Source organism: Streptomyces sp. NPDC058685 (genome assembly GCF_042714725.1).
Lineage (GTDB): Bacteria > Actinomycetota > Actinomycetes > Streptomycetales > Streptomycetaceae > Streptomyces.
The window spans coordinates 6,460-28,199 of the sequence record NZ_JBHXSL010000002.1; the positions used below are offsets into that span (position 1 = coordinate 6,460).

A 21,740-nucleotide genomic window follows, 5' to 3' on the forward strand; every position below is an offset into this window, starting at 1 on the left:
GGGTCGGCCCCCCGCTTCGGGGTGGTCGGCCCGGGGCGCCCCCCCCCCCGGGGCGGGGGTCCCCCGCTTGCCCCCGCGCGGGGGGGGCCGCCCCCCACCCCGCCCCCCCCCCCCTCCGTGCGTCTCCTGCGTCTCCGTGTGTCTCTGTATGTCTCCGTGTGATCCGTGTGCTCTTCGCGTCCGCGGGCAGGCGCCGGTCAGGGCTTGACGAGGACCTTCAGTGCCGTGCGCTCGTCCATCGCCCGGTAGCCGGCCGGCACGCCGTCGAGCCCGACCGCGAGGTCGAAGACCGGCGACGGGTCGACGGAGCCGTCCAGGACGTCCGGCAGCAGTTCGGGGATGTAGGCGCGCACGGGTGCGACCCCACCGCGCAGCGAGATGTTGCGGTCGAACATCACGCTCAGGTCCAGGCCGGTGCCGCTGCCGTGCGGCACGCCGACATACCCGATCGCGCCGCCGTCGCGGGTGATCCCGACGGCCGTACGCATCGCCTGCTCGGTGCCGACGGCCTCGATCACGGCATGGGCGCCGCCGCCGGTCAGCTCGCGGACGGCCTCGACGGCCGCGTCACCGCGCTCGGCGACGACATCGGTGGCGCCGAAGGTACGGGCGATGTCGGTGCGGGCCTCGTGACGGCCCAGCGCGATGATCCGCTCGGCGCCGAGCCGCTTGGCGGCCAGCACACCGCAGAGCCCGACGGCTCCGTCACCGACGACGGCGACCGTGGTGCCCCGGGTCACGCCCGCGCCGACAGCGGCGTGGTGGCCGGTGCCGAGGACGTCGGAGAGCGCGAGCAGCGCCGTCAGCAGCCGGTCGTCGGACGCGGCCTCGGCGGGCAGCTTCACGAGGGTGCCGTCGGCGAACGGCACCCGGACCGCCTCGCCCTGGCCACCGTCGGAGCCGACGGAGCCCCAGAAGCCGCCGCGGGGGCAGGAGGTCTGGAGACCGGCGGCGCAGTACTCGCAGCTGCCGTCGGACCAGACGAAGGGCGCGACGACCAGATCTCCGGGGCGGAATCCGGTGACCTCGGCGCCCGCTTCCTCGACGATGCCGAGGAACTCGTGGCCGATGCGCTGACCCGGCTGCCGAGCGCTCTCACCGCGGTAGGCCCACAGGTCGCTGCCGCAGATGCAGGCCCGCAGCACCCGCAGGACCACATCGGTGGGCTGCTGGACCGCGGGATCGGGCACCTCCTCCACGCGGATGTCGTGCGGGGCGTGGATGACAGTGGCGCGCATGCTGCGGGTCCTTGCTGATCAGTCGGATCGGATGATTGTCCGACTTCACGGTACGCCCGCGCGTACGGCCCGATGAAGCCGCCCGCGGTGTACGCGTCAGGCGATCTTCTCCGGAGCCGGAGCGGGTCCCGAGGCCGGAGCCGGAGCGGGCGCCGGGGCCGGGGCCGGTGCGGGTGCCTCCGCCGACGTGGTTCCCCTGCCGGCCGGCTGCCAGCCGGGGCCGCGGAACACCCTCCCGGCCCGCTCCCGCCAGGTGGCCGCCGCCCGTACGTCGCGGGCGATGGCCGCGTACTCGTGGGTGGCCACCCGCAGCGGGTTGTAGGTCTCGATGTTCTTGGTGAGCCCGAAGACGGGCCGCTCGGTCTCCGGCGCGAAGGAGCCGAAGAGCCGGTCCCACACGATGAGGATGCCGCCGAAGTTGCGGTCCAGGTAGCCGCCCTGCGAGGCGTGGTGCACCCGGTGGTGCGAGGGCGTGTTGAGGACGTACTCGAAGGGCCGCGGCAGCTTGTCGATCCGCTCCGTGTGGATCCAGAACTGGTAGACGAGGCTGGCGGACGAGCAGAAGGCGAGCGCGGCCGGATGCACTCCGCAGGCGACGAGGGGCAGATAGAACGGCCAGACGGTCAGGCTCGTCCAGGGCTGGCGCAGCGCCGTGGTGAGGTTGAACTTCCGGCTGGAGTGGTGGACCACATGGCAGGCCCACAGGATGCGGACCACGTGGTGCCCGCGGTGGTTGAAGTAGTAGAAGAAGTCCTGGGCGAGCAGCATCAGCGGCACGGTCCACCACAGGACGGGCACGCGGGCCGGGGTGAGTTCGTACACCACCGTGTAGATCGCCAGGATCGGGATCTTCCAGAAGAAGTCGAAGGCGAGGCTGCCGAGCCCCATCCCCAGACTGGTGGCGGCGTCCCTGGACTCGTATCCGGCGGCGTCGTCGTCGGGGTGGAGGCGGTAGCTGACCATCTCCAGGACGGTGAGCAGCACGAAGGCGGGTATCGACCACAGCACGACATCGGGCAGGTGCGGCATGCGTGCACGGTAGAGGCACGGCGAGGGGCACGGCTAGATGGTGTTACCGACAAGTATGCGAGACGGGATGTCAGCAGCCTTTGGCGTCTCCCGACAGTCGGCCCGTCGGCGGACCGGCCGTCGGACCCCCCACCGCGCGGTCACACACCCACCGCCCTGTCACACGCCAACCGCCCCCAGCAGCGACCCGGCTCCGTATGTCACCGCCATCGCCACCGCTCCCCCGGCGACGTTCCGCAGCACCGCCCGGCCCGCGGGGGCGTCTCCGAGCCGGGCGCTCGACCAGCCGGTGAAGGTGAGGGCCACGAGGACCGAGACGACGGTCACCGGCAGCCGGAGCTGATGCGGTGGCAGCACGATCGCCAGCAGGGGCAGCAGCGCCCCGGTGGTGAAGGCGAGCAGGCTGGCGAGAGCCGCGCGCCAGGGGTCGGCCAGGTCGTCCGGGTCGATGCCGAGTTCCACGCTCGCGTGGGCGCGCAGCGCGTCGCGCTCGGTGAGCTGGACGGCCGCCTCCCGGGCCACCTCCCGTGACAGCCCCCTGGCCGTCAACAGACCGGTCAGTTCGTCGAGTTCGGCGTCCGGCTGGTCGCGCAGCTCACGCTTCTCCAGGGTCAGTGCCGCCTTCTCCGAGTCCCGCTGGGTGGACACGGAGACGTACTCGCCGGTGGCCATGGACATCGAACCGGCGAGCAGGCCGGCGAGGCCGGCGGTCAGCAGGGCGTCGCGGTCGGTCGTGGCACCGGCGACGCCGACCACGAGACCGGCGGTGGAGACGATGCCGTCGTTGGCGCCGAGCACCGCGGCCCGCAGCCAGTTCAGCCGCGAGCCGAGTACTCGGCCGTGGGGCTCGTCATGCGGCGTTCGGGGAGTCGCTCCACTCATGCGGGGAGGTTCCCACCGCGGGTGTCACCACACACGCACCGACCCGCCCCGGGCGAACGCGGGACTGGTCGCGCCCTGCGGGACGTTTACCAGCGGCCGGGCGATCTCCTCCACCGTCGGACCGACGCTCGCCGCGATCGGGTCGAGCAGGCCGAGGTCGAACCCGTAGACCCGGGCGGCGTTGCCCCCGGCCATCGCCGCGATCTCGTCGCGCGGCAGACCCGCGTAGGCGATGCGGAGGCCTTCGCGGGAGTAGGGGGTGGTGCCTTCGTCGTGCGGGTAGTCGCAGCCCCACATGATCTTGTCGAGGCCGATCCGGTCGCGCAGCGGCACCTCGTGGGGCCGCATGAAGCTGGCCCCGACGAAGCAGTTGTCCCGCCAGACCTCGCTCGGCCCCCGGCCCATCGCGGCGGCGAGCCCGGCACCGAACTTGGACTCGGCCGTCGCCGTCCGCGCCGCCGCCGCGACCAGCCTGCCGTGGTAGTAGTCGAGCATGTCGAGCACGCCCGGGATCCAGCCGGAACCCTGCTCGGTCAGCACCAGGGTGAGGCCGGGGTGGCGGCGGAAGGCACCGCCGAAGATCAGATGCCACAGCGCCCGGTGCGAGAACCAGGTCGTCTCCACCATGAAGACCGCCCGGGCCGCCGGTTCCTCGCCCAGCGGCGGGGATGCCGACCCGCCGTGATGGTTGACGGGCACGCCGAGTTCGCCGCAGACCGCCCAGATCGGGTCGTACGTCTGCGAGTACAGCTCCGGCAGTCCGGAGCCCGGCGGGGTGCCGGGCAGCAGGATCCCGCCGGTGAGACCGGCCTGCCGGGTGCGGCGGATCTCCCGCACCGCCTCGTCGGGGTCGTTCAGCAGGATCTGCGCGACCCCGGCCCTGCGTCCGGGGGCCTCGGCACAGAAGTCGGCGAGCCAGCGGTTGTGGGCGCGCAGTCCCGCCCAGCGTCGCTCGTACTCCTCGCGGGTGGGCGCCGGGGCCATCAGCGAGGCGCTGGGGAAGAACGGCGGGATGGTGTTCGGGTAGACGACCTCGGCGACGATGCCGTCCGCCTCCAGTTCGGCGAGCCTGCGCGCCGAGTTCCAGTTACGGTCGGCCGTGTCGGCGAGCAGGTCCTCGTACGGATTGACGTAGGTGGCGGCCCAGGCGTCGAAGTCGTCGTGGTGGCGTTTCTCCAAGTACGGCTTGTAGTCGAGGAGGTCGGCCCCGGCGTGGCAGTCGGCGGAGATGACGGTGTAGCGGTCGGCGGGCATCAGGAGACCCCCAGGACCGGGAAGTCGTGGTCGGTCAGCCAGTGCCGGCCCACGTCGCGCGACGCGGCCCAGGATGCCTCCACGGCCTGCTGGTCGGCGGACTGGCCGAGCTCTGCCGGTGTGGGGCCGATACGCCGGGCAACGGGCTCCAGTTTCGCGGTGTCGAAGCCGAAGACCTCGGCGGCGGCCAGTCCGAGCATCCGGCGGGTCTCCGCGACGGGGATGTCGTGGAAGGTGTTCCTCAGCCACTCCCGCGTCTTCGGCCAGGTGCCCTCGGGGTGCGGGAAGTCGCTGCCCCACAGGATGTTGTCGACGCCGATCTCGTACCGCTGGGCGAGTTCACGGCGCTTGGTGTTGGTGGCGCAGACGAAGACCTGCCGGTCGAGGTACTCGCTGGGCGGGCGCCGCAGTTCGGCGAACGGGGAGAGCTTCTTGCCGCCGTGCGCCCCGAGGTAGAGCCGGTCCATGAACCAGAGCAGGTTCGGCAGCCACCAGCAGCCGGACTCGGCGACGCCGAACCGCAGCCCCGGGTGGCGCTCGAAGACTCCGGACCAGAGCAGGAACCACAGCGGGCGGGCCGGCCACCAGGTGACCTCGGAGACGTAGATGCCCAGATGGTCGCCGTACTCGTGGCGGGGCGCCGCGCCGGAGTGGGTGACCAGGGGCATGCCCGTCTCCTCGGCGGCCGCCCAGACCGGGTCGTACCGCCGGTCGTGGTACGGGGCCTTGTCCATCCACATCGAGGGGATCATCAGGGCGCCGAGGCCCGACTCCCTGGCCCGGTGGATCTCGGCGACGACGCGCCCGACCTCGCCCGTGACGGGCAGCAGGGCCACCCCGCAGTGCCGTTCGGGGTGTTCGCCGACGAACTCGGCGAGCCACCGGTTGTGGGCCTGGGCCCCGGCCATCCCGAGGTCCGGGTCCTGGTCGCCGCGGAGACCGAGCCCGACGCCGAAGGGCGCGGCCGTGCCGCTGTCGACGGCGTCCGCGTCGGGGAAGACCACTTCGGCGGCGATCCCGTCGCCGTCGAGTTCCTTGATGCGCTGATCCGAGTCCCAACCTCCCTTCAGGCCCTCCTCGTTGTCGCTGAACCAGCGGGCCGCGAAGTCCTCGTTGCGCACGCCGAGGCGGGTCATCTCCTCGCGCCGGGCGTCCCGGCCCGCGAGGAACTCGTCGAACGCGCGGTGGAACCGGGCGTCCAGATAGGGCCGGTACCGTTCCGTCGGCAGTCCGGCGTGGCAGTCGGAGGAGATGATCAGGTACGGGTCGTTCCGGTCCGTCATGACACGTCCTCAATCCAGGATGAAGCGCTCGAGGTAGGAGGGGTCGGTCCGGTCGAGCATCGACGCCGACCGGGCGCGGATCTGCCGGTCGCTGTGCTCGCCCGGCGGCAGCATCCAGAAACGGCCGGCACGGATGCCCTCGACGACGAACGCGGCGACGTCCTCGACCGGGGTGAAGGCCACGTCCTGTCCGGCCTCCTTCATCGCCGCCTCCCACTGGCCGAGGGTGCGGTACGGGGTTCTGCGGGGCCGTTCCTTCGCATAGCGCGCGGGCCTGTTGCGGTGCGACTCCCACAGTCCGGTACGGAGCATGTGGGGGCCGGGGAAGAGGACGGAGGCGCCGACGCGGGCGTTCTCCGCCTTCAGATGGGCGTACAGCGACTCGGTCATGGTGACGACCGCCGCCTTGGTGACGGCGTAGACGGAGGCGGTCGGCAGTGGGGCTATGCCTCCGTCGCCGGAGGAGGTGTTGACGACATGGCCGGGCTCGCCGCCCGCGATCATCCGCGGTACGAAGGCCTGGATGCCGTGGAAGACACCCCAGACGTTGACAGCGAAGGCCCACTTCCAGTCGTTGGGCTCGTGCTCCCACATCCGTCCCTCGGCGCCCGATCCGACGCCCGCGTTGTTGCAGAGCACATGCACGGCGCCGAAGGCTTCGTAGGCGGCGTCGGCCAGCGCGAACACCGCGTCGCGGTCGGAGACGTCGACCACCCGGGCGAGCACCTTCGCGCCGTCGCCGGCGAGTTCACCGGCGGCCTCGCGCAGGGCGCTCTCCTCGACGTCGGCGAGGACCACCGCGAGACCCTCGGCGGCGAACCGCCGTGCCATCGCGCGTCCGATGCCACTGGCGGCGCCGGTGACCACGGCGACCTGTCCCTCGGTCAGTCTCATCGGACGCTCCCGGCGGGAGGGCCGTCCAGGATCTGCTGCGGGTCGTCGTAGCGCTGGTGGAGGTAGGGCAGGAACTCCCGCGCGCTCACCCGCCCGGCGACCATGCCCTTCTGGTCGCTGGTCTTCTCGCCGATGGTCATCTCGACGACGCGGCGTACGGGGAGGTCGGCGACGGGGTCGTACATGGACTCGCGGAGCACCACGTCGCCGGTGAGCCGTTCCAGTCTGCGGACCTTCTCGTGGCGGACGCAGTGCACGAGGACGGGATCGGCGTCGAACCCCGAACCGTCCACGGCCGGCAGGAACTTGAAGTAGAAATCGAGCTTCTCGGCCGGTTCCGGCAACGGGAGCGGTCCGGCGACGGCGCCGCGCACCTCCACGAAGGCGATGCCGTGCCGGGCGAGAGCGGCCCGGACGACGAGTCCGTCCCGTTCCAGGGTGACGTCGCCCAGTTTCTTCGGCTCCCCGAACACCTCACGGCCGCCGATCAGCGCGCGTTCGTGGGTCATCGGCATGACCAGCGGATACCAGCCCTCGTGCCCCTCATGCCGGGCCGATACCGCGACCGAGCCGGCGCCGAGCGGATATCCGGGCAGTTGCACGCGGCTGACGGCGGCTCGTACGAGCGGCCGTTCGGCGGGCGCCAGCGGCGGTGGCAGTACGGCGGCCACCGCGTCCGGGTCGCTCTCCCACACCGCGACGACACCCGTCGACCAGATGTCGGGGAGGGTGGTTCCTGCCGCGCGGGCAGCGGAGATCTCGGCTGCCGAGCGCGCGCCGTACCGTACGCGTGTCATGTCGTACCGCCCTTCCTGGGAGTGCCTTTCCGGGGGTCCGCCGCACAGCGGGCTGTAACACAGTTACACCGGAGCCGATGAAGGGTAAAGAGCCGTGCAGGCACGAGAATTGAGGGCACGATGACCCGTACCGCCCTGACCCGTGACGACGTTCTCGACGCGGCGGCCGCCCTCGTCCGGCAGCTCGGCCCGCAGGCCCTCACCATGCGCAAGCTCGCCGCCGAACTCGGCACGGCCGTCACCTCGATCTACTGGCACGTGGGCAACCGCGAGTCCCTTCTGGACGCGCTGGTCGAGCGGACGGTGCACGAGATGGGAGCGATCCGGCCCGCCGGCCGCACCCCGGCGCAGCGCATCGTCTCCGTCGCCCGCCGCCTCCACCGCGAGCTGCGCGAGCGGCCCCATCTGATCGCGATGGTGCACGAACGCGGCCTGACGGACCGGATGTTCCTGCCCGCGCAGCAGGCCCTCGTCCACGAGGTGCACGCGGCCGGGCTGCGCGGGGCCCGGGCCGCGGAGGTGGTGCGCTCGGTGCAGTACCAGGTCGTCGGTTTCGTACTCGTCGAGCGCAACCGTGACCGATCGCCCGTCCAGTCCCCCGCCCGTGAGGAGCTGTGGGACACCCGGACCGCGGAGCACGACCCGGCACTGGCGAGGGCGCTGTCGCGGCCGGCGGAGCCGGAGAAGCTGTTCGAGACGTCGGTACGGGCGTTGGTGAGCGCGCTCCTCGAACCGCCGGCGCCGACCCGCGAGGCGGACCCGGACCGCGGACCCGAACTGGGGTGACAGCACCGGCCGGTGCCGTCCGTTCCGGTACACGGTCAGGTGACGCCCGGGCAGGTGTTGTCAGTCCCGGCCCGTATTCTCTGTGACCATGCTCGACGACATCTCGACAGCGGCACCGTGGCCGACCGCGTATCCCCGGGGATACGCGGTCGTCGACGTGGAGACCACCGGACTCGCCCGCGACGACCGGATAATCTCCGCTGCCGTGTACCGCCTCGACGCCCGGGGCGAAGTCGAGGACCACTGGTACACCCTGGTCAATCCCGAGCGTGATCCGGGACCGGTGTGGATCCACGGACTGACCAGCGATGTGCTCGAAGGCGCCCCGCTGTTCGGGGACATCGCCGCCGACTTCTCCGAACGGCTCGACGGCCGGGTGCTCGTCGCGCACAACGCCATCTTCGACTGGTCGATGATCGCGCGGGAGTACGCCCGGGCGCGGGAGACGGCGCCCACCCGTCAGCGGCTGTGCACCATCGCTCTGGCGAAGGAGCTCCGGCTGCCGCTGCCCAACCACAAGCTGGCGTCACTCGCCGCGCACTTCGGGGTCGTTCAGCAGCGGGCGCACCACGCGCTCGACGACGCGCGGGTGCTGGCCGAGGCGTTCCGGCCGAGTCTGCACACCGCGGCCAGGGACGGGGTGCGGCTGCCGCTCCTCGAATGCCGTCCCCTGACCGAGTGGTCGGACTCCCCCGTCACCCCGCGCGTCGGCCATCAGCCGTCGTACGGACAGTCGCCCTACGGGCGGGGCACCTGGCGTCCCGCGCGCCGCCGCCCGGCCTGCCCCTATCCCAACCCCGGACGGTACGAAGCGGACAAGCCGCTCAAGCAGGGCATGCGGGTGGCGTTCTCCGGCGACACCTCCGTGGAGCGTGAGCTGCTGGAGGACCGGGCGATCGAGGCAGGGCTCCACATCGCCACCAGCGTCTCCCGGCTCACCAGTCTGCTGGTGAGCAACGACCCGGACTCGGCCACCTCCAAGACCGTCAAGGCGAAGGCGTACGGCACCCCGGTGATCGACGAGGCGGCGTTCACCCAGTTGCTGCGGGATGTGGACCCGGCAGACGGGTGATGACCGGGCGTGCCGCCCACGCTTCGGCGACCGTGCCCCGCACCCTGTGGCGCATGGCACGTTGCGAGGTTTGCGGAAACGACTACGGCATGTCCTTCGAGGTGCACGCGCAGGGCGCGGTGCACGTCTTCGACTGCTTCTCCTGCGCCATTCACCGCATGGCGCCCATCTGTGAGCACTGCCGGGTCCAGATCATCGGCCAGGGCGTCGAGGTCGAGGGCCACTGGTACTGCGGCGGGCACTGCGCCCGGGCGGAGGGACAGGTGGGCATCGTCGACAAGGTGTGAGGTCCGGCGGAGCCGGCCCGGACGGGGACCCACCGTCCGGGCGCCGCGCCGCAGCGGGTACGGTCGAAGCCGTGTACCGCTTCCTGTTGTCCCGGCAGTGGGTGATCCTCACCCTCATCGGCCTCGTTCTCATCCCCACGATGGTCGAGCTGGGTTTCTGGCAGTTGCACCGCCATGAACGGCGGGTCGAGCAGAACGCGCTGATCGCCCGGAACCTGGAGGCGAAGCCGGTCCCGGTGACCGAGCTCACCTCCCCCGGGCACACCGTTCCCCGCGCGGACTACTGGCGCCGCGTCACCGCCACCGGCACGTACGACACCGCACACGAGGTCGTCGTCCGCCGCCGCACCAATGCGGACGAGCGGGTCGGCTTCCACGTCCTCACCCCTCTGGTGCTCGCCGACGGCCGGGCCGTCCTCGTCAACCGTGGCTGGATCCCCACCGCGGCCGACCAGCAGGCCTTCCCGACCGTCCCGCCGGCCGCCCGGGGCACGGTGACGATCACCGGCCGGCTCAAGGCGGACGAGACGACGAAGGACAGCGGCATCAAGGACCTCACCGGTCTGCCGCCCCGCCAGATCATGCTGATCAACAGCGCGCAGCAGGCGAAGGCGCTGGGCAGGCCGGTGCTCGGCGGCTATCTGGAGCAGTCGGCCCCCGAGCCGGCCGGAAGCAGCCCCGAACCGATCGCCGAACCCGACCACCAGTCGATCGGCGCCCACATGGCGTACGCCGTCCAGTGGTGGCTGTTCACCGCGGGGGTACCCGTCGGCTGGGTGATCCTCGTCCGCAGGGAGAAGCGGGACCGGCTGACCGCGGCGGCACGGAGCACGCCGGAGCCGGCGCCCGCGAACGTCTGACGGCCCCTCGGGAAGGGCATATCGCCTGCTTAACGGCGGCGCGCGAAGGGAACACGCCACTGCGTGACCCTACGCATCGAGGACTACGCGCTCATCGGCGATCTGCAGACCGCGGCCCTGGTCGGCACGGACGGATCCATCGACTGGCTCTGTCTGCCCCGCTTCGACTCCGCGGCATGCTTCGCCGCCATCCTCGGCGACAAGGACAACGGCCACTGGCGGATCGCTCCCGAGGGCGCCGGCATCTGCACCCGGCGCGGCTACGTCGGGGACTCGCTCGTCCTGGAGACGGTCTGGGAGACGCGCACCGGCACGGTCAAGGTCATCGACTTCATGCCCCAACGCGACGCGACCCCCGATGTGATGCGCATCGTGGAGTGCGTCAGCGGCCGGGTCGAGGTGACCTCGACGCTGCGGCTGCGCTTCGACTACGGCTCGATCGTGCCGTGGATGCGCCGGGAGGACGGCCACCGGGTCGCGATCGCGGGACCGGACTCGGTGTGGCTGCGGAGCGAACCCGAGGTCAAGACATGGGGCCAGCAGTACAGCACGGTCTCCTCCTTCACGGTCCGCGAGGGCGAGAAGGTGGCGTTCGTGCTCACCTGGCACCCCTCGCACGAGCCGCGGCCCGACCTCGTCGACCCCTACGAGGCGCTGGAGTCCTGCATGGCGGACTGGGAGGAGTGGGCCCACCGGTGCGACATGAAGGGGCCCTACCGCGAGGCCGTGATCCGCTCCATCATCACGCTGAAGGCGCTGACGTACGCGCCGACCGGCGGGATCGCCGCCGCCCCGACCACCTCGCTGCCGGAGGAGATCGGCGGCGTACGCAACTGGGACTACCGCTTCTGCTGGCTGCGCGACTCCACCCTGACCCTGGGTGCGATGATCGCGGCCGGCTACCAGGACGAGGCCGAGGCGTGGCGCGACTGGCTGCTGCGGGCGGTTGCGGGCGACCCGGCCGATCTGCAGATCATGTACGGCCTGTCCGGGGAGCGGCGACTGCCCGAGACGGAGCTTCCGTGGCTCGCCGGGTACGAGGGCTCCCGTCCGGTGCGCGTCGGCAACGCCGCCGTGGACCAGCTCCAGCTCGATGTCTACGGCGAGGTCATCGACTCCCTGTACCTGGCGCGGGAGGCGGGCCTCGCGCCGGAGGATCACGCGTGGTACCTCCAGTTGAGCCTGCTCGGTTTCCTGGAGTCGAAGTGGCGTGAGCCGGACGAGGGCCTGTGGGAAGTACGGGGCCCGCGCCGTCACTTCGTGCACTCCAAGGTGATGGCCTGGGTGGCGGCGGACCGCGCGGTGCGGACGCTGGAGAAGGAACCGGCGCTGCGCGGTGACGTGGCGCGCTGGCGGGCCATGCGGGACGAGGTGCACCGGGAGGTGTGCGAGAAGGGGTACGACCCGAAGCGGAACACCTTCACGCAGTACTACGGCTCCAAGGAGCTCGACGCGGCGACGCTGCTCATCCCCCAGGTGGGATTCCTGCCTCCCGAGGACCCGCGGGTGATCGGGACGGTGGACGCGGTCCGCGCCGAACTCGGCACGCAGGGCGGGCTGGTCCGGCGCTACAGCACGGAGGGCCGCACGGTCGACGGGCTGCCGGGCGACGAGGGGGCGTTCCTCGCGTGCTCGTTCTGGCTGGCGAACGCACTGCGGATGACGAGCCGGGAGAAGGAGGCGCGGGAGCTGTTCGAGCGGCTCCTCTCGCTGCGCAACGACGTGGGGCTGCTGGCCGAGGAGTACGAACCGGTCTCGGGGCGGCAGCTGGGGAACTTCCCGCAGGCGTTCAGCCATATCGCTCTGGTGCACACGGCTCTCGCGCTGAGCGCGGACGAGGATGCAGGATAGGCCCATGGATCTTGGACTGAAGGACCGCGTCTACATCGTCACGGGTGCCTCGCGAGGGCTGGGGAACGCGTCCGCGCGTGCGCTGGTCGCCGACGGGGCGAAGGTCGTCATCACCGGGCGCGACGAGAAGACGGTCGCGGACGCCGCGGCCGAACTCGGCGCGAACGCCGTCGGGGTCTCGGTGGACAACGCCGATTCGTCGGGGGCGGAGCGCCTGATCGCCGCCGCGCGGGCGCACTTCGGGCGCTTCGACGGGGTGCTGATCAGTGTGGGCGGGCCGCCGCCCGGGTTCGCCGCGGACAACTCCGACGAGCAGTGGCAGTCGGCGTTCGAGTCGGTGTTCCTCGGAGCGGTGCGAATGGCGCGCACCGCCGCGGCGGCGCTCGGCGAGGGCGGCGTCATCGGCTTCGTGCTGTCCGGCTCGGTCCACGAGCCGATCCCCGGCCTGACCATCTCGAACGGGCTGCGCCCGGGACTCGCGGGCTTCGCGAAGTCCCTCGCCGACGAACTCGGCCCGCAGGGCATCCGCGTGGTGGGCCTGCTGCCGGCGCGTATCGACACGGACCGGGTGCGCGAACTGGATGCGCTCTCGGGGGACGCGGACGCGGCCCGCGCGTCGAACGAGTCCCGTATTCCGCTGCGGCGCTACGGCGCCCCGGAGGAGTTCGGCCGGACAGCGGCCTTCCTGCTCTCCCCCGCCGCCTCGTATCTCACGGGCATCATGCTCCCGGTGGACGGTGGCGCACGCCACGGCTTCTGACCGCCCTGGACGAACCGGTCCGCCGTCAGGACACCCTGCGCGGGGTGTGCTTCGCCGCGCGCAGGTGAGCCTCCGTCGGCAGCGACTCCAGTCCCGCCGACTCGCGTGCGTGGGTGACCGCCTCGTCCGTCAGGCGCGCCAGCGTCTCACGGGGGGACGCATGCGGCTCCAGCAGGAGGCCCACGCGCGTCGCCGGGGCCGTACGGCTGCCCATGAGCATGATGTGGGCGTCGGCGACCCCGTCCAGGGACTCCGCCTCGCGCTCCAGGACGCCTTCCAGCGCCCGGCCACGCAGCAGCGCGCCCTCGCCGTCGCCGCTCTCGACCAGGACCTCCGCCAGGCGCTTGCGGCGCAGTTGGGCGATGAAGTGCCACAGCGCCAGGAGCACCAGCAGCGCGAGGACCGCGATGACCACCGGCCACCACCAGCCCTCGCCCCGCCACCGCTCCCGGTCCGCGTCGCTGAGCAGGACGTCGTGCCGTCCGTCCCAGGGCCACCAGGACGGCACCGCGAGGCCCGCCGCGGCCGCGAGCACCCCTCCGCCCAGACATACGAGCACCAGCCCGGCGAGGCCGATCAGGACCCGGTTGACGATCCGGAGCATGCGGCCTCACCCCTTCTTCGCGGGCCGGCCGACGTGCACGGCCAGGGACGGCGGCTTGGCGAGCCCGAGTTCGCTGATGCCGAAGCCCACCGCGGTGTCCAGGTCCCGGCGTACGTCGTCGAGTTCGCGGAAGTGGGAGCGGGCCCGCACGGACACCTTGCGGCGTCGCATCCGCACCCGGACGGACTGCACCCCGGACACCTCCATCGCCCGGTCGCGCAGCACCAGGGCCGCCGCCTGCCGGTCGAGGGCCGCCCGGACAGAGGGGGTCTCGCGCCGCATCGGCAGGAGCCGCCGCAGGCCCGGGCTCAGGGCGAGGACGAGGAGAACGAGGCCGAGGAGCACCGCGACGGACGCGGCCACCATCACCCAGGTGTTGTCGACCTGCCAGCCGGCGAGGCGCTCCGCCGTGACGCGGCGCCACTGCATGCCCGGCCGGCCCGCCCGGACGGCGGCGACGTCGTACAGCAGGACGCCCGCCCCGCCGAGCACGACGAGCGCCAGCAGTGCCGCCGGCACCCTGCGCACGGACCAGAAGCGTCCTGCCCTGCCGCCGTCGCCCTCCCCCGTCGCCCCGGGGCGGTCGTAGGCCGCGGCCGAGGCGGACTGGTCGAGGTCAAGCACGGGTGCCGCGGGCGGTACCGGCTCACTCATCTGATCCTCCCCTGCCCGGCCGAGCGTGAGTGCACCGAGTGCAGCCGTTCGACGATCACGGCGACCTCGGGCACGTCCATCCCCGCCAACGCGTTTACCCGCTCCGCGACCCGGCGACGCACGGCGCCGCACTGCGCTCCGATGTCGGAGGGGTAGTCGAGCTCCAGGGTCACCCGTACACGGGCGATGTCATGGTGCACCGTCACCGAGGCATGGGGCGGACTGCCGCCTTCCGGGACGGCGTGCAGCGCTTCGCGTGCCGCACGCGCGGCGATCTTCGCCACGACCCGGTCGGCGATGACGGTCGCCCCGCGCTCGCCGGCTGCGACGCTTCCCCCGCCTTCGGGGGCGGGACCGGCGGACACGGCGGTCACCGGGGCCGGTCGCCGCGCTCGCGACTGCGGAAGAACTCTCCGGGTTCGAGGTCACCCTCGAGGAACCGGCCCACCACAAAGCCGACCGCCCCCAAGGCAGCGACCAGCAGGAACGCGCCGAAACCGCCGAAGTATCCGGCGAAGGCGAGCGCCATGCCGGCGATCAGGCCGACCACAGCCATGCTCATCGTGAGCTCCTCTACTGGATACGTGGCTCGGGCTCGTCGTCCTCTTCATCGGGCAGCTTGACGTCGCCGACCGCGATGTTGACCTCGACGACCTCAAGACCTGTCATGCGCTCGACGGCGGAGATCACGTTCTCGCGGACCGCGCGGGCCACGTCGGCGATGGAGACGCCGTAGTCCACGACGATGTCCAGGTCGAGCGCGGTCTGCACCTCGCCGACCTCGGCCTTGACCCCGCGGCTGGCGCTGGAGCGGCTGCCGCCCGGTACGCGGTCGCGGACGGCTCCGAAGGTACGGGACGCCCCGCTGCCCATCGCGTGCACGCCGATGACGTCACGAGCCGCGAGTCCGGCGATCTTCTCGACCACTCCGTCGGCGATGGTGGTGCGTCCACGGGACGCGGGGTCCCCGGAACCCCTCTTGGTCGTCGACGGCTTCCTCGGCTCTTCGCCCGAGCCGGACAGATCTCTGCCGGAGGTGTCGGGCCGGTTCCCCGGCGCGGTTTCAGTCATCGCCGTGTGTCCTTTCCGGGCGATTGCGGGCTTCGATGTCCACATTAGGACGGGATGCCCGCATTCGCTCCGGAGATGCGCCTGGTCTCGCCGGCGACCGGCGCCGATACGGCACGGCTGAGGTGGGGCCGTACAGGCCGGGATCGACGGGCCGGGCCGGAGGAGACGGCGAGGCCGGCGCCGCTGGAAATCGCACGGCGGCCGACTCGCCCACTCGGGGGACGGCCGGCCGCCCGGTGTCAGTCCCCGATACCCGCGAGATCCCGCAGCCGGCGCGCCTGCGCCGCGCGCTCGGCGGTGCGCTGCTCCTCGTAGGAGCGGCCCTGGACACCCTGGAGCAGCGCCTTCGTCTCGATCATGGCGTCGCGCGGGGCGGCGAGAAGCGCGGAGGCGAGATCGCGGACGGCGCCGTCGAGCTCGTCGCCGGGCACCACGAGGTTGGCCAGGCCGGTGCGCTCGGCCTCCTCGGCATGCACGAAGCGGCCCGTCGCACAGATTTCGAGCGCGCGGGCGTAGCCGACGAGCGACACCAGGGGGTGCGTGCCGGTGAGGTCGGGGACGAGTCCGAGACTGGTCTCGCGCATGGCGAACTGCACGTCCTGCGCCACGACCCGCAGATCGCAGGCGAGGGCGAGCTGGAAGCCCGCTCCGATCGCATGGCCCTGAACGGCCGCGATCGTGATGACATCACTGCGACGCCACCAGGTGAATGCCTCCTGGTACTCGGCGATGACAGCGTCGAGCTCCGCGTCGGAGCCCCGTGCCAGATCGAGGAAGGACGGCTCACCCTCGAAGCCCTCGGGCGTGAACGCCTGCCGGTCGAGACCGGCGGAGAAGGACTTGCCCTCACCGCGCAGCACCACGATCCGTGCAGTGCCCGGCAGTGACCGACCCGCCTGCGCCAACGCCCGCCACAGAGCGGGAGATTGGGCGTTGCGCTTGTCCGGGTTGGTCAGGGTCACCGTGGCAACAGCGTCCTCGACGGTGAGCCGTACGCCGTCCTTGTCGAGCACAGAGTCGAGCGAAGTCATGGGGGCGCCTCCGGTTCAAGGGCAGTCAGGTGCAGATTAGCTAAGCGACTGCACAGTAACCACCCGGTCGGGCAACCGACCGACCGGGTGGCCACCGCCTGGAACCGGTGGACCGAAGGAGCCAGGTCGTCAGGCCGAAGCCTTCTTGCCTCGTGTTGCTCCGCCGCGTCCCCGCAGCGTGACTCCGGACTCGCTGAGCATCCGGTGGACGAATCCATAGGAACGGCCGGTCTCTTCGGCCAGCGCCCGGATGCTCGCACCGGAGTCGTACTTCTTCTTCAGGTCTGCCGCGAGCTTGTCGCGCGCGGCGCCGGTAACCCGGCTGCCCTTCTTCAGAGTCTCGGCCACCCGTGCCTCCTCATGGGAAGTGCGCTCTGGACTTCTCATGATCACCCCTTGCGGGCTTCCTGGCCACCCATTCGGCAAGGTCCGTACGACGAGCTTTGCGGTGCGCGGGGCCGTCGCCACGACCGGAGCCCATGATTCCGAGTGCCCGTAGTCGCACGTCAGGCCGATCTTTCCGAAGAACGGCCAGGTCAGAACGGGTGGGCAGGAGCCGGCGCCGACCGGGACACGGACGGCGGCAATCCGCTCGTCGCCACGCCGTAGTACGAGACGCACTCACACAGATGATGGATCACGTGTCGGCCGAATGATCCATACGGAGTGGATCAGTGCACCACAGGCCCGGAGACCGGGGGCCGCACGGCCCCCGGCGGCGGTCATGCCAGGGCGACCAGGTCGGCGTAGTCCTTGCCCCACAGGTCCTCGACGCCGTCCGGCAGCAGGATGATCCGCTCCGGCTCCAGCGCCTCGACCGCTCCCTCGTCGTGGGTGACGAGGATGACCGCGCCCTTGTAGGTGCGCAGCGCGCCGAGGATCTCCTCGCGGCTGGCCGGGTCGAGGTTGTTGGTGGGCTCGTCGAGGAGCAGGACGTTGGCGGACGAGACGACGAGGGTGGCCAGCGCGAGGCGGGTCTTCTCGCCGCCGGAGAGGACCCCGGCGGGCTTGTCCACGTCGTCCCCGGAGAACAGGAAGGAACCGAGCGTCTTGCGCACCTGGACCAGATCGAGGTCGGGCGCGGAGGAGCGCATGTTCTCCAGGACCGTGCGGTCCGGATCGAGCGTCTCGTGCTCCTGGGCGTAGTAGCCGAGCTTGAGGCCGTGGCCAGGGGTTACCTCGCCGGTGTCGGGCTTCTCCACACCGGCAAGCAGCCGCAGCAGGGTCGTCTTGCCCGCACCGTTCAGACCGAGGATGACGACCCGGGAGCCCTTGTCGATCGCCAGATCGACGTCGGTGAAGATCTCCAGCGATCCGTACGACTTCGACAGGCCCTCGGCGGTGAGCGGGGTCCTGCCGCAGGGGGCGGGGTCGGGGAAGCGCAGCTTGGCGACCTTGTCGGCCATGCGGACGTCCTCCAGGCCCGAGAGCAGGCGCTCGGCGCGCCGGGCCATGTTCTGCGCGGCGACCGTCTTGGTGGCCTTGGCGCGCATCTTGTCGGCCTGGGAGTTGAGCGCCGCGGCCTTCTTCTCGGCGTTCTGGCGCTCGCGCTTGCGGCGCTTCTCGTCCGCCTCGCGCTGCTGCTGGTACAGCTTCCAGCCCATGTTGTAGACGTCGATGTTCGAGCGGTTCGCGTCCAGGTAGAAGACCTTGTTCACGACCGTCTCGACCAGGTCGACGTCGTGGGAGATGACGATGAAGCCGCCGCGGTAGGTCTTCAGGTAGTCGCGCAGCCAGACGATGGAGTCGGCGTCGAGGTGGTTCGTCGGCTCGTCCAGGAGCAGGGTGTCGGCGTCCGAGAACAGGATGCGGGCGAGCTCGACCCGGCGGCGCTGACCGCCCGAGAGCGTGTGCAGGGGCTGGCCGAGCACCCGGTCGGGGAGCCCCAGCGCGGCGGCGATGGTGGCGGCCTCGGCCTCGGCGGCGTAGCCGCCCTTGGTGAGGAACTCCGTCTCCAGGCGCTCGTACTTCTTCATCGCCTTCTCGCGGGTGGCTCCCTGGCCGTTCGCCATCCGGTCCTCGTTCTCGCGCATCTTCTTCAGCACGGAGTCGAGATCGCGGGCGGAGAGGATCCGGTCGCGGGCGAGGGTGTCGAGGTCGCCGGTGCGCGGGTCCTGCGGGAGATAGCCCACCTCGCCGGAGCGGGTGATGGTGCCGGCCGCGGGGATGCCCTCACCCGCGAGGCACTTGGTGAGCGTGGTCTTGCCGGCGCCGTTGCGGCCGACCAGGCCGATGCGGTCGCCCTTGGCGATACGGAAGGAAGCGGACTCGATGAGTACGCGCGCGCCGGCGCGCAACTCGATGCCGGAAGCGGTGATCACGGACAGACTCCAGGGCGGGTGGACGGCGGAAGGGACGGTCGTGGAAGCTTCGACGCCGTCTAATGCGCAAGGAGAATGGCCATGGAGGCCAGTCTAACCGGGCGGTGCAAGTGGTCGTGCCGCTGCTGGGGCGGGGGCCACCGTCCCCGGGAGGCTCCGGGCGGGCTCTCGGGCGGGGCTGTGGGCGGGCCCGTCGCGACGCGATCGCGACAAAAGGGGCGATTCACAACGGAATGATCAATACTCGGCGCCAGGTGGCGCCGGCGGCGGGCCGGCGCCACGCCCGCGCAGCCGAGGGTGGTGGCCCATGCAGTTCGACGACGACGCCGATCTGGACACGTCCGAGGTCCGGGACGTCCGCGGCAGCCGTGTCCCCGGCGGCAGGGCCACCATCGGCGGCGGCATCGCGGGAATCATCGCGCTGATCCTCGGCCTGTTCTTCGGCGTCGGGCCCGAACAGCTCGGCCTCTCGTCGGGCGACACCGCCCCGGCCCCGACGGCCTCCACCCAGGCCGAGGTCGACCAGGCGTGCCGGCGGGGGTCGGACGCCAACACCCGCGAGGACTGCCGGACCGTCGCCGTGGTCAACAGCGTGCAGGACTACTGGCGTGCGGAGTTCCCGCGGCGGCAGGGGCGCTACAGCGACGCCCGCACGGTGATGTTCACCGGGCAGGTGGGCACCGCCTGCGGAGCCGCGACCGCGGCGGTCGGGCCGTTCTACTGTCCCGCCGACCGTCAGGTCTATCTGGATCTCGGCTTCTTCGACGACCTGCGGACGAAGTTCGGGTCGACCGGCGGGCCGTTCGCCCAGGCGTACGTGGTGGCCCACGAGTACGGCCACCATGTGCAGAACCTGATGGGCACCCTCCAGCGCGCCCAGGACGGCCGGCAGGGCGCGAACAGCAACGCGGTGCGGGTGGAGCTCCAGGCGGACTGCTACGCGGGCGTCTGGGCGCACCACGCCACGACCACCCCCGACGAGCGGACCGGCAGGCCGGTGCTCACGAAGCTGACGGACGCCGACATCAGGGACGGCCTGGACGCGGCGGCCGCGGTCGGCGACGACCGGATCCAGGAGAGGTTCCAGGGCCGCGTCACCCCCGAGTCCTGGACCCACGGTTCGGCGGCACAGCGCCAGCAGTGGTTCTACACGGGCTATCGCACCGGTGACATGGCACGGTGCAACACCTTCGCCTGACGGCCCTGGCGGGGCTCCGGGCGTTGTCGGTGGCCGGTGCCAGACTGAGACCCAGATCACATCCCCACCGTCGAGCATGAAGGAGTGATCGGAATGGCACAGTCACCGAGCATCAGTCCGACCCTGGTCTATGCGGACGCCAAGGCCGCGATCAGGCAGCTCACCGAGGCCTTCGGTTTCACCGAGCACGCGGTGTACGAGGACGAGGACGGCCGGGTGGTCCACGCCGAGCTGATGTACGGCAACGGCATGGTGATGCTGGGCAGCAAGGGCACCGGCGGCGAGTTCGACAAGCTGATGACGGACGCCGGGCCCGCGGGTGTCTTCGTCCATGTCGACGATGTCGACGCGCACCACGGCAAGGCCGTGGAGCACGGGGTGGACGTGGTGATGCCGCCGACCGATCAGGACTACGGGGCGCGGGACTACATGGCGCGCGACATCGAGGGCAATGTGTGGAGCTTCGGCACGTACGCACCGGGGACGGCGTAACCGGAGGGGCCGGGGCCGGCCCCTCCGGTGGAAGAAGAAGTACTCCTGCGCGCCGGGCCCCGTCAGGGGACAGCCTCAGGCGCCGCCGGTGTGCACCTGGAACGCCGCCCGGCGCACGGCCTTGGCGAGTGCCGGGTCCGGATGCGCGGCCGCGAGCGCGACGAGGACCTGGACGGTGCGGGGGTGGCCGCCGGCCCGGACCTCGTCGAGGAGCGCGGGGACCGTGCCCTGGACCGCCGAGTCGAGGTGGCGCAGCAGGAGTTGGGGCTCACCGTGGTCGGCGACGGCCGCCGCGGTGTCCACCCAGAGCCAGGTGGCCTCCTCCCGGGTGAGGACCTCGGCGGCGTCCTCGGGGTCGGCCCCGTCGTACTCCGCGAGCCACAGCAGCGCGTAGGGGCGCAGCGAGGGCTCGTGCGCGGCGGCGCGGACCTCGCCCTCGGCGGGGGCGCCGACGACGCGCAGCGCCTCGAAGGCGAGTCCGCGCAGCAGGGCGTCCTCGCCGCGGGCGACACCGAGGAGTTCGGCGACGGCGCTGGAGACCGTACGAGCGGCCAGCCAGGCGCGGTACTCGGCACGGGCCGGTCCCGGGGTGAGGCGGGCACAGCCGCGGAGCATGTCCTCGGCCGACTGCTCGATGTTGCCGGCGGGGCTCTGGGCGGCGACACAGATCTGTTCGAGCTTGACCCACACCGCCCAGTTGCCGAGCGGGGTGAGCGTGGCGGAGCTGCCCGCGTCGAGCGTCAGGGCGCCGACGGCGGACAGGCCCTCCAGGGCCCAGTCGAGCAGCGGAGGCAGGGGGGCGTCCGAGGCGGCGGGGACGGGCTGCTCCTGGAGGCCGTACGGCACCTCGCAGCGCTCCTCGCGCAGTTCGGCGACACGCTGCTCCAGCAGGTCGAGCAGCGCGGGCACCAGGACCGGGCCGGCGGAGAGCTGGAGGAGCGAGAGCAGTTGGGGCACGGCCTCGACGACCTCGGCGACCGCGGTGGGGGCGACATCGGCGGGGGCCGGGTGAATCAGCGACCAGGCGTCGAAGAGGGCGACCCAGCCGCGCAGGACGGCCATGTCGTCGCGGTCCCAGGCGCGAAGACGCCAGCCGGGGCGCGCGGTGTCGCCGTGCAGCTCGACCAGACCGGCGAGACGGGCCCGGTCCCAGCCGGTGCGCACCTGGAGCGGTGTCAACTCCAGTGCGGCAGCGGCCCGTTCCCGCGCCCGGTCGGCGAGCGGAGCGGTGCTCGGGTCCCTTTCGACGGCCGCCCAGCGGGCGATGCGGACGGCGTCCGCGAGGACCGCCCGCGCCTGACGGGCGAGCTCCGCGGGCGGGGGTGTGCCCTCGGGGGGCCTGGGTGCCGGCCGGGTGCGCCGGGTCGTCACGGCCC

At 71.8% G+C, this 21,740-nt stretch carries 24 protein-coding genes; 8 read left to right on the top strand and 16 right to left on the bottom strand.

Going from position 1 to position 21,740, the window contains the following annotated elements:
- Positions 1-197: 197 nt before the first annotated feature.
- The 7 genes from ACFWU3_RS01770 to ACFWU3_RS01800 all read right to left on the bottom strand — a co-directional run bounded on the left by ACFWU3_RS01770 (position 198) and on the right by ACFWU3_RS01800 (position 7,377).
- Positions 198-1,238, bottom strand: a complete 1,041-nt coding sequence (locus ACFWU3_RS01770) for a zinc-dependent alcohol dehydrogenase family protein (protein WP_384429613.1) — start codon at positions 1,236-1,238, stop codon at positions 198-200.
- Between the two features lie 96 nt (positions 1,239-1,334).
- Complete coding sequence (locus ACFWU3_RS01775; protein ID WP_384429616.1) at positions 1,335-2,267, bottom strand: sterol desaturase family protein; 933 nt, start codon at positions 2,265-2,267, stop codon at positions 1,335-1,337.
- 159 nt (positions 2,268-2,426) lie between these two features.
- Complete coding sequence (locus ACFWU3_RS01780; protein WP_384429619.1) at positions 2,427-3,149, bottom strand: VIT family protein; 723 nt, start codon at positions 3,147-3,149, stop codon at positions 2,427-2,429.
- Between the two features lie 24 nt (positions 3,150-3,173).
- The gene (locus tag ACFWU3_RS01785; RefSeq protein WP_384429622.1) at positions 3,174-4,403 is read right to left on the bottom strand and encodes an amidohydrolase family protein; all 1,230 of its coding nucleotides are present in this window, start codon (positions 4,401-4,403) and stop codon (positions 3,174-3,176) included.
- Positions 4,403-5,686, bottom strand: a complete 1,284-nt coding sequence (locus ACFWU3_RS01790) for an amidohydrolase family protein (protein ID WP_384429625.1) — start codon at positions 5,684-5,686, stop codon at positions 4,403-4,405. The genes ACFWU3_RS01785 and ACFWU3_RS01790 overlap by 1 nt, the downstream gene beginning before the upstream one ends.
- Before the next feature lie 9 nt (positions 5,687-5,695).
- A complete protein-coding gene (locus ACFWU3_RS01795; RefSeq protein WP_384429628.1) occupies positions 5,696-6,580 on the bottom strand; it encodes an SDR family NAD(P)-dependent oxidoreductase in 885 nt (294 codons plus the stop codon).
- Positions 6,577-7,377: an acetoacetate decarboxylase family protein gene (locus ACFWU3_RS01800; protein WP_384429631.1), complete on the bottom strand. Its 801-nt coding sequence runs from the start codon at positions 7,375-7,377 to the stop codon at positions 6,577-6,579. Before ACFWU3_RS01800 ends, ACFWU3_RS01795 begins: the two co-directional genes overlap by 4 nt.
- Before the next feature lie 120 nt (positions 7,378-7,497).
- Between ACFWU3_RS01800 and ACFWU3_RS01805 the strand changes: the two genes are divergently transcribed.
- The 6 genes from ACFWU3_RS01805 (at position 7,498) to ACFWU3_RS01830 (ending at position 12,993) form a co-directional block, all read left to right on the top strand.
- Positions 7,498-8,163 (top strand): TetR/AcrR family transcriptional regulator, encoded by a 666-nt coding sequence (locus ACFWU3_RS01805; protein ID WP_384429634.1) that lies wholly within the window; start codon positions 7,498-7,500, stop codon positions 8,161-8,163.
- Positions 8,164-8,245: 82 nt separating this feature from the next.
- On the top strand, positions 8,246-9,235 hold the full coding sequence (locus tag ACFWU3_RS01810; RefSeq protein ID WP_384429637.1) for a DEDDh family exonuclease: 990 nt from the start codon (positions 8,246-8,248) through the stop codon (positions 9,233-9,235).
- A 53-nt stretch (positions 9,236-9,288) separates the two neighbouring features.
- Complete coding sequence (locus tag ACFWU3_RS01815; RefSeq protein WP_266991763.1) at positions 9,289-9,522, top strand: hypothetical protein; 234 nt, start codon at positions 9,289-9,291, stop codon at positions 9,520-9,522.
- 71 nt (positions 9,523-9,593) lie between these two features.
- A complete protein-coding gene (locus tag ACFWU3_RS01820; protein WP_384429640.1) occupies positions 9,594-10,382 on the top strand; it encodes an SURF1 family protein in 789 nt (262 codons plus the stop codon).
- Between the two features lie 63 nt (positions 10,383-10,445).
- Entirely contained in the window at positions 10,446-12,233 is a 1,788-nt protein-coding gene (locus tag ACFWU3_RS01825) for a glycoside hydrolase family 15 protein (protein WP_384429643.1), read from the top strand.
- 4 nt (positions 12,234-12,237) lie between these two features.
- The gene (locus ACFWU3_RS01830; RefSeq protein ID WP_384429646.1) at positions 12,238-12,993 is read left to right on the top strand and encodes an SDR family oxidoreductase; all 756 of its coding nucleotides are present in this window, start codon (positions 12,238-12,240) and stop codon (positions 12,991-12,993) included.
- 25 nt (positions 12,994-13,018) lie between these two features.
- Here the strand turns inward: ACFWU3_RS01830 and amaP are convergent, their stop codons facing one another.
- The 8 genes from amaP to ACFWU3_RS01870 form a co-directional block, all read right to left on the bottom strand.
- Positions 13,019-13,597: an alkaline shock response membrane anchor protein AmaP gene (gene amaP / locus ACFWU3_RS01835; RefSeq protein ID WP_384429649.1), complete on the bottom strand. Its 579-nt coding sequence runs from the start codon at positions 13,595-13,597 to the stop codon at positions 13,019-13,021.
- Positions 13,598-13,603: 6 nt separating this feature from the next.
- A complete protein-coding gene (locus tag ACFWU3_RS01840) occupies positions 13,604-14,251 on the bottom strand; it encodes a DUF6286 domain-containing protein (protein ID WP_384429651.1) in 648 nt (215 codons plus the stop codon).
- On the bottom strand, positions 14,248-14,625 hold the full coding sequence (locus tag ACFWU3_RS01845) for a hypothetical protein (protein ID WP_384429654.1): 378 nt from the start codon (positions 14,623-14,625) through the stop codon (positions 14,248-14,250). The genes ACFWU3_RS01840 and ACFWU3_RS01845 overlap by 4 nt, the downstream gene beginning before the upstream one ends.
- Complete coding sequence (locus ACFWU3_RS01850; protein WP_313947111.1) at positions 14,622-14,813, bottom strand: hypothetical protein; 192 nt, start codon at positions 14,811-14,813, stop codon at positions 14,622-14,624. Before ACFWU3_RS01850 ends, ACFWU3_RS01845 begins: the two co-directional genes overlap by 4 nt.
- 11 nt (positions 14,814-14,824) lie before the next feature.
- Complete coding sequence (locus tag ACFWU3_RS01855) at positions 14,825-15,322, bottom strand: Asp23/Gls24 family envelope stress response protein (protein ID WP_384429657.1); 498 nt, start codon at positions 15,320-15,322, stop codon at positions 14,825-14,827.
- A gap of 239 nt (positions 15,323-15,561) precedes the next feature.
- Positions 15,562-16,353 carry an enoyl-CoA hydratase/isomerase family protein gene (locus tag ACFWU3_RS01860; RefSeq protein ID WP_384429660.1) on the bottom strand — a complete coding sequence of 264 codons (792 nt, stop codon included), beginning with the start codon at positions 16,351-16,353 and terminating at the stop codon, positions 15,562-15,564.
- 129 nt (positions 16,354-16,482) lie between these two features.
- Positions 16,483-16,701, bottom strand: coding sequence for a helix-turn-helix domain-containing protein (locus tag ACFWU3_RS01865; RefSeq protein WP_019060653.1), 219 nt, complete (start codon positions 16,699-16,701; stop codon positions 16,483-16,485).
- Positions 16,702-17,075: 374 nt separating this feature from the next.
- A complete protein-coding gene (locus ACFWU3_RS01870; protein WP_327684928.1) occupies positions 17,076-18,674 on the bottom strand; it encodes an ABC-F family ATP-binding cassette domain-containing protein in 1,599 nt (532 codons plus the stop codon).
- Positions 18,675-18,981: 307 nt separating this feature from the next.
- On the opposite strand from ACFWU3_RS01870, the gene ACFWU3_RS01875 reads away from it, so the two are divergent.
- Both ACFWU3_RS01875 and ACFWU3_RS01880 read left to right on the top strand, forming a co-directional pair.
- Positions 18,982-19,872 carry a neutral zinc metallopeptidase gene (locus tag ACFWU3_RS01875; RefSeq protein WP_384429664.1) on the top strand — a complete coding sequence of 297 codons (891 nt, stop codon included), beginning with the start codon at positions 18,982-18,984 and terminating at the stop codon, positions 19,870-19,872.
- 93 nt (positions 19,873-19,965) lie between these two features.
- Positions 19,966-20,364 carry a VOC family protein gene (locus tag ACFWU3_RS01880; RefSeq protein ID WP_384429667.1) on the top strand — a complete coding sequence of 133 codons (399 nt, stop codon included), beginning with the start codon at positions 19,966-19,968 and terminating at the stop codon, positions 20,362-20,364.
- Between the two features lie 75 nt (positions 20,365-20,439).
- Here the strand turns inward: ACFWU3_RS01880 and ACFWU3_RS01885 are convergent, their stop codons facing one another.
- Complete coding sequence (locus ACFWU3_RS01885; protein WP_384429670.1) at positions 20,440-21,735, bottom strand: hypothetical protein; 1,296 nt, start codon at positions 21,733-21,735, stop codon at positions 20,440-20,442.
- Between the last annotated feature and the right edge of the window lie 5 nt (positions 21,736-21,740).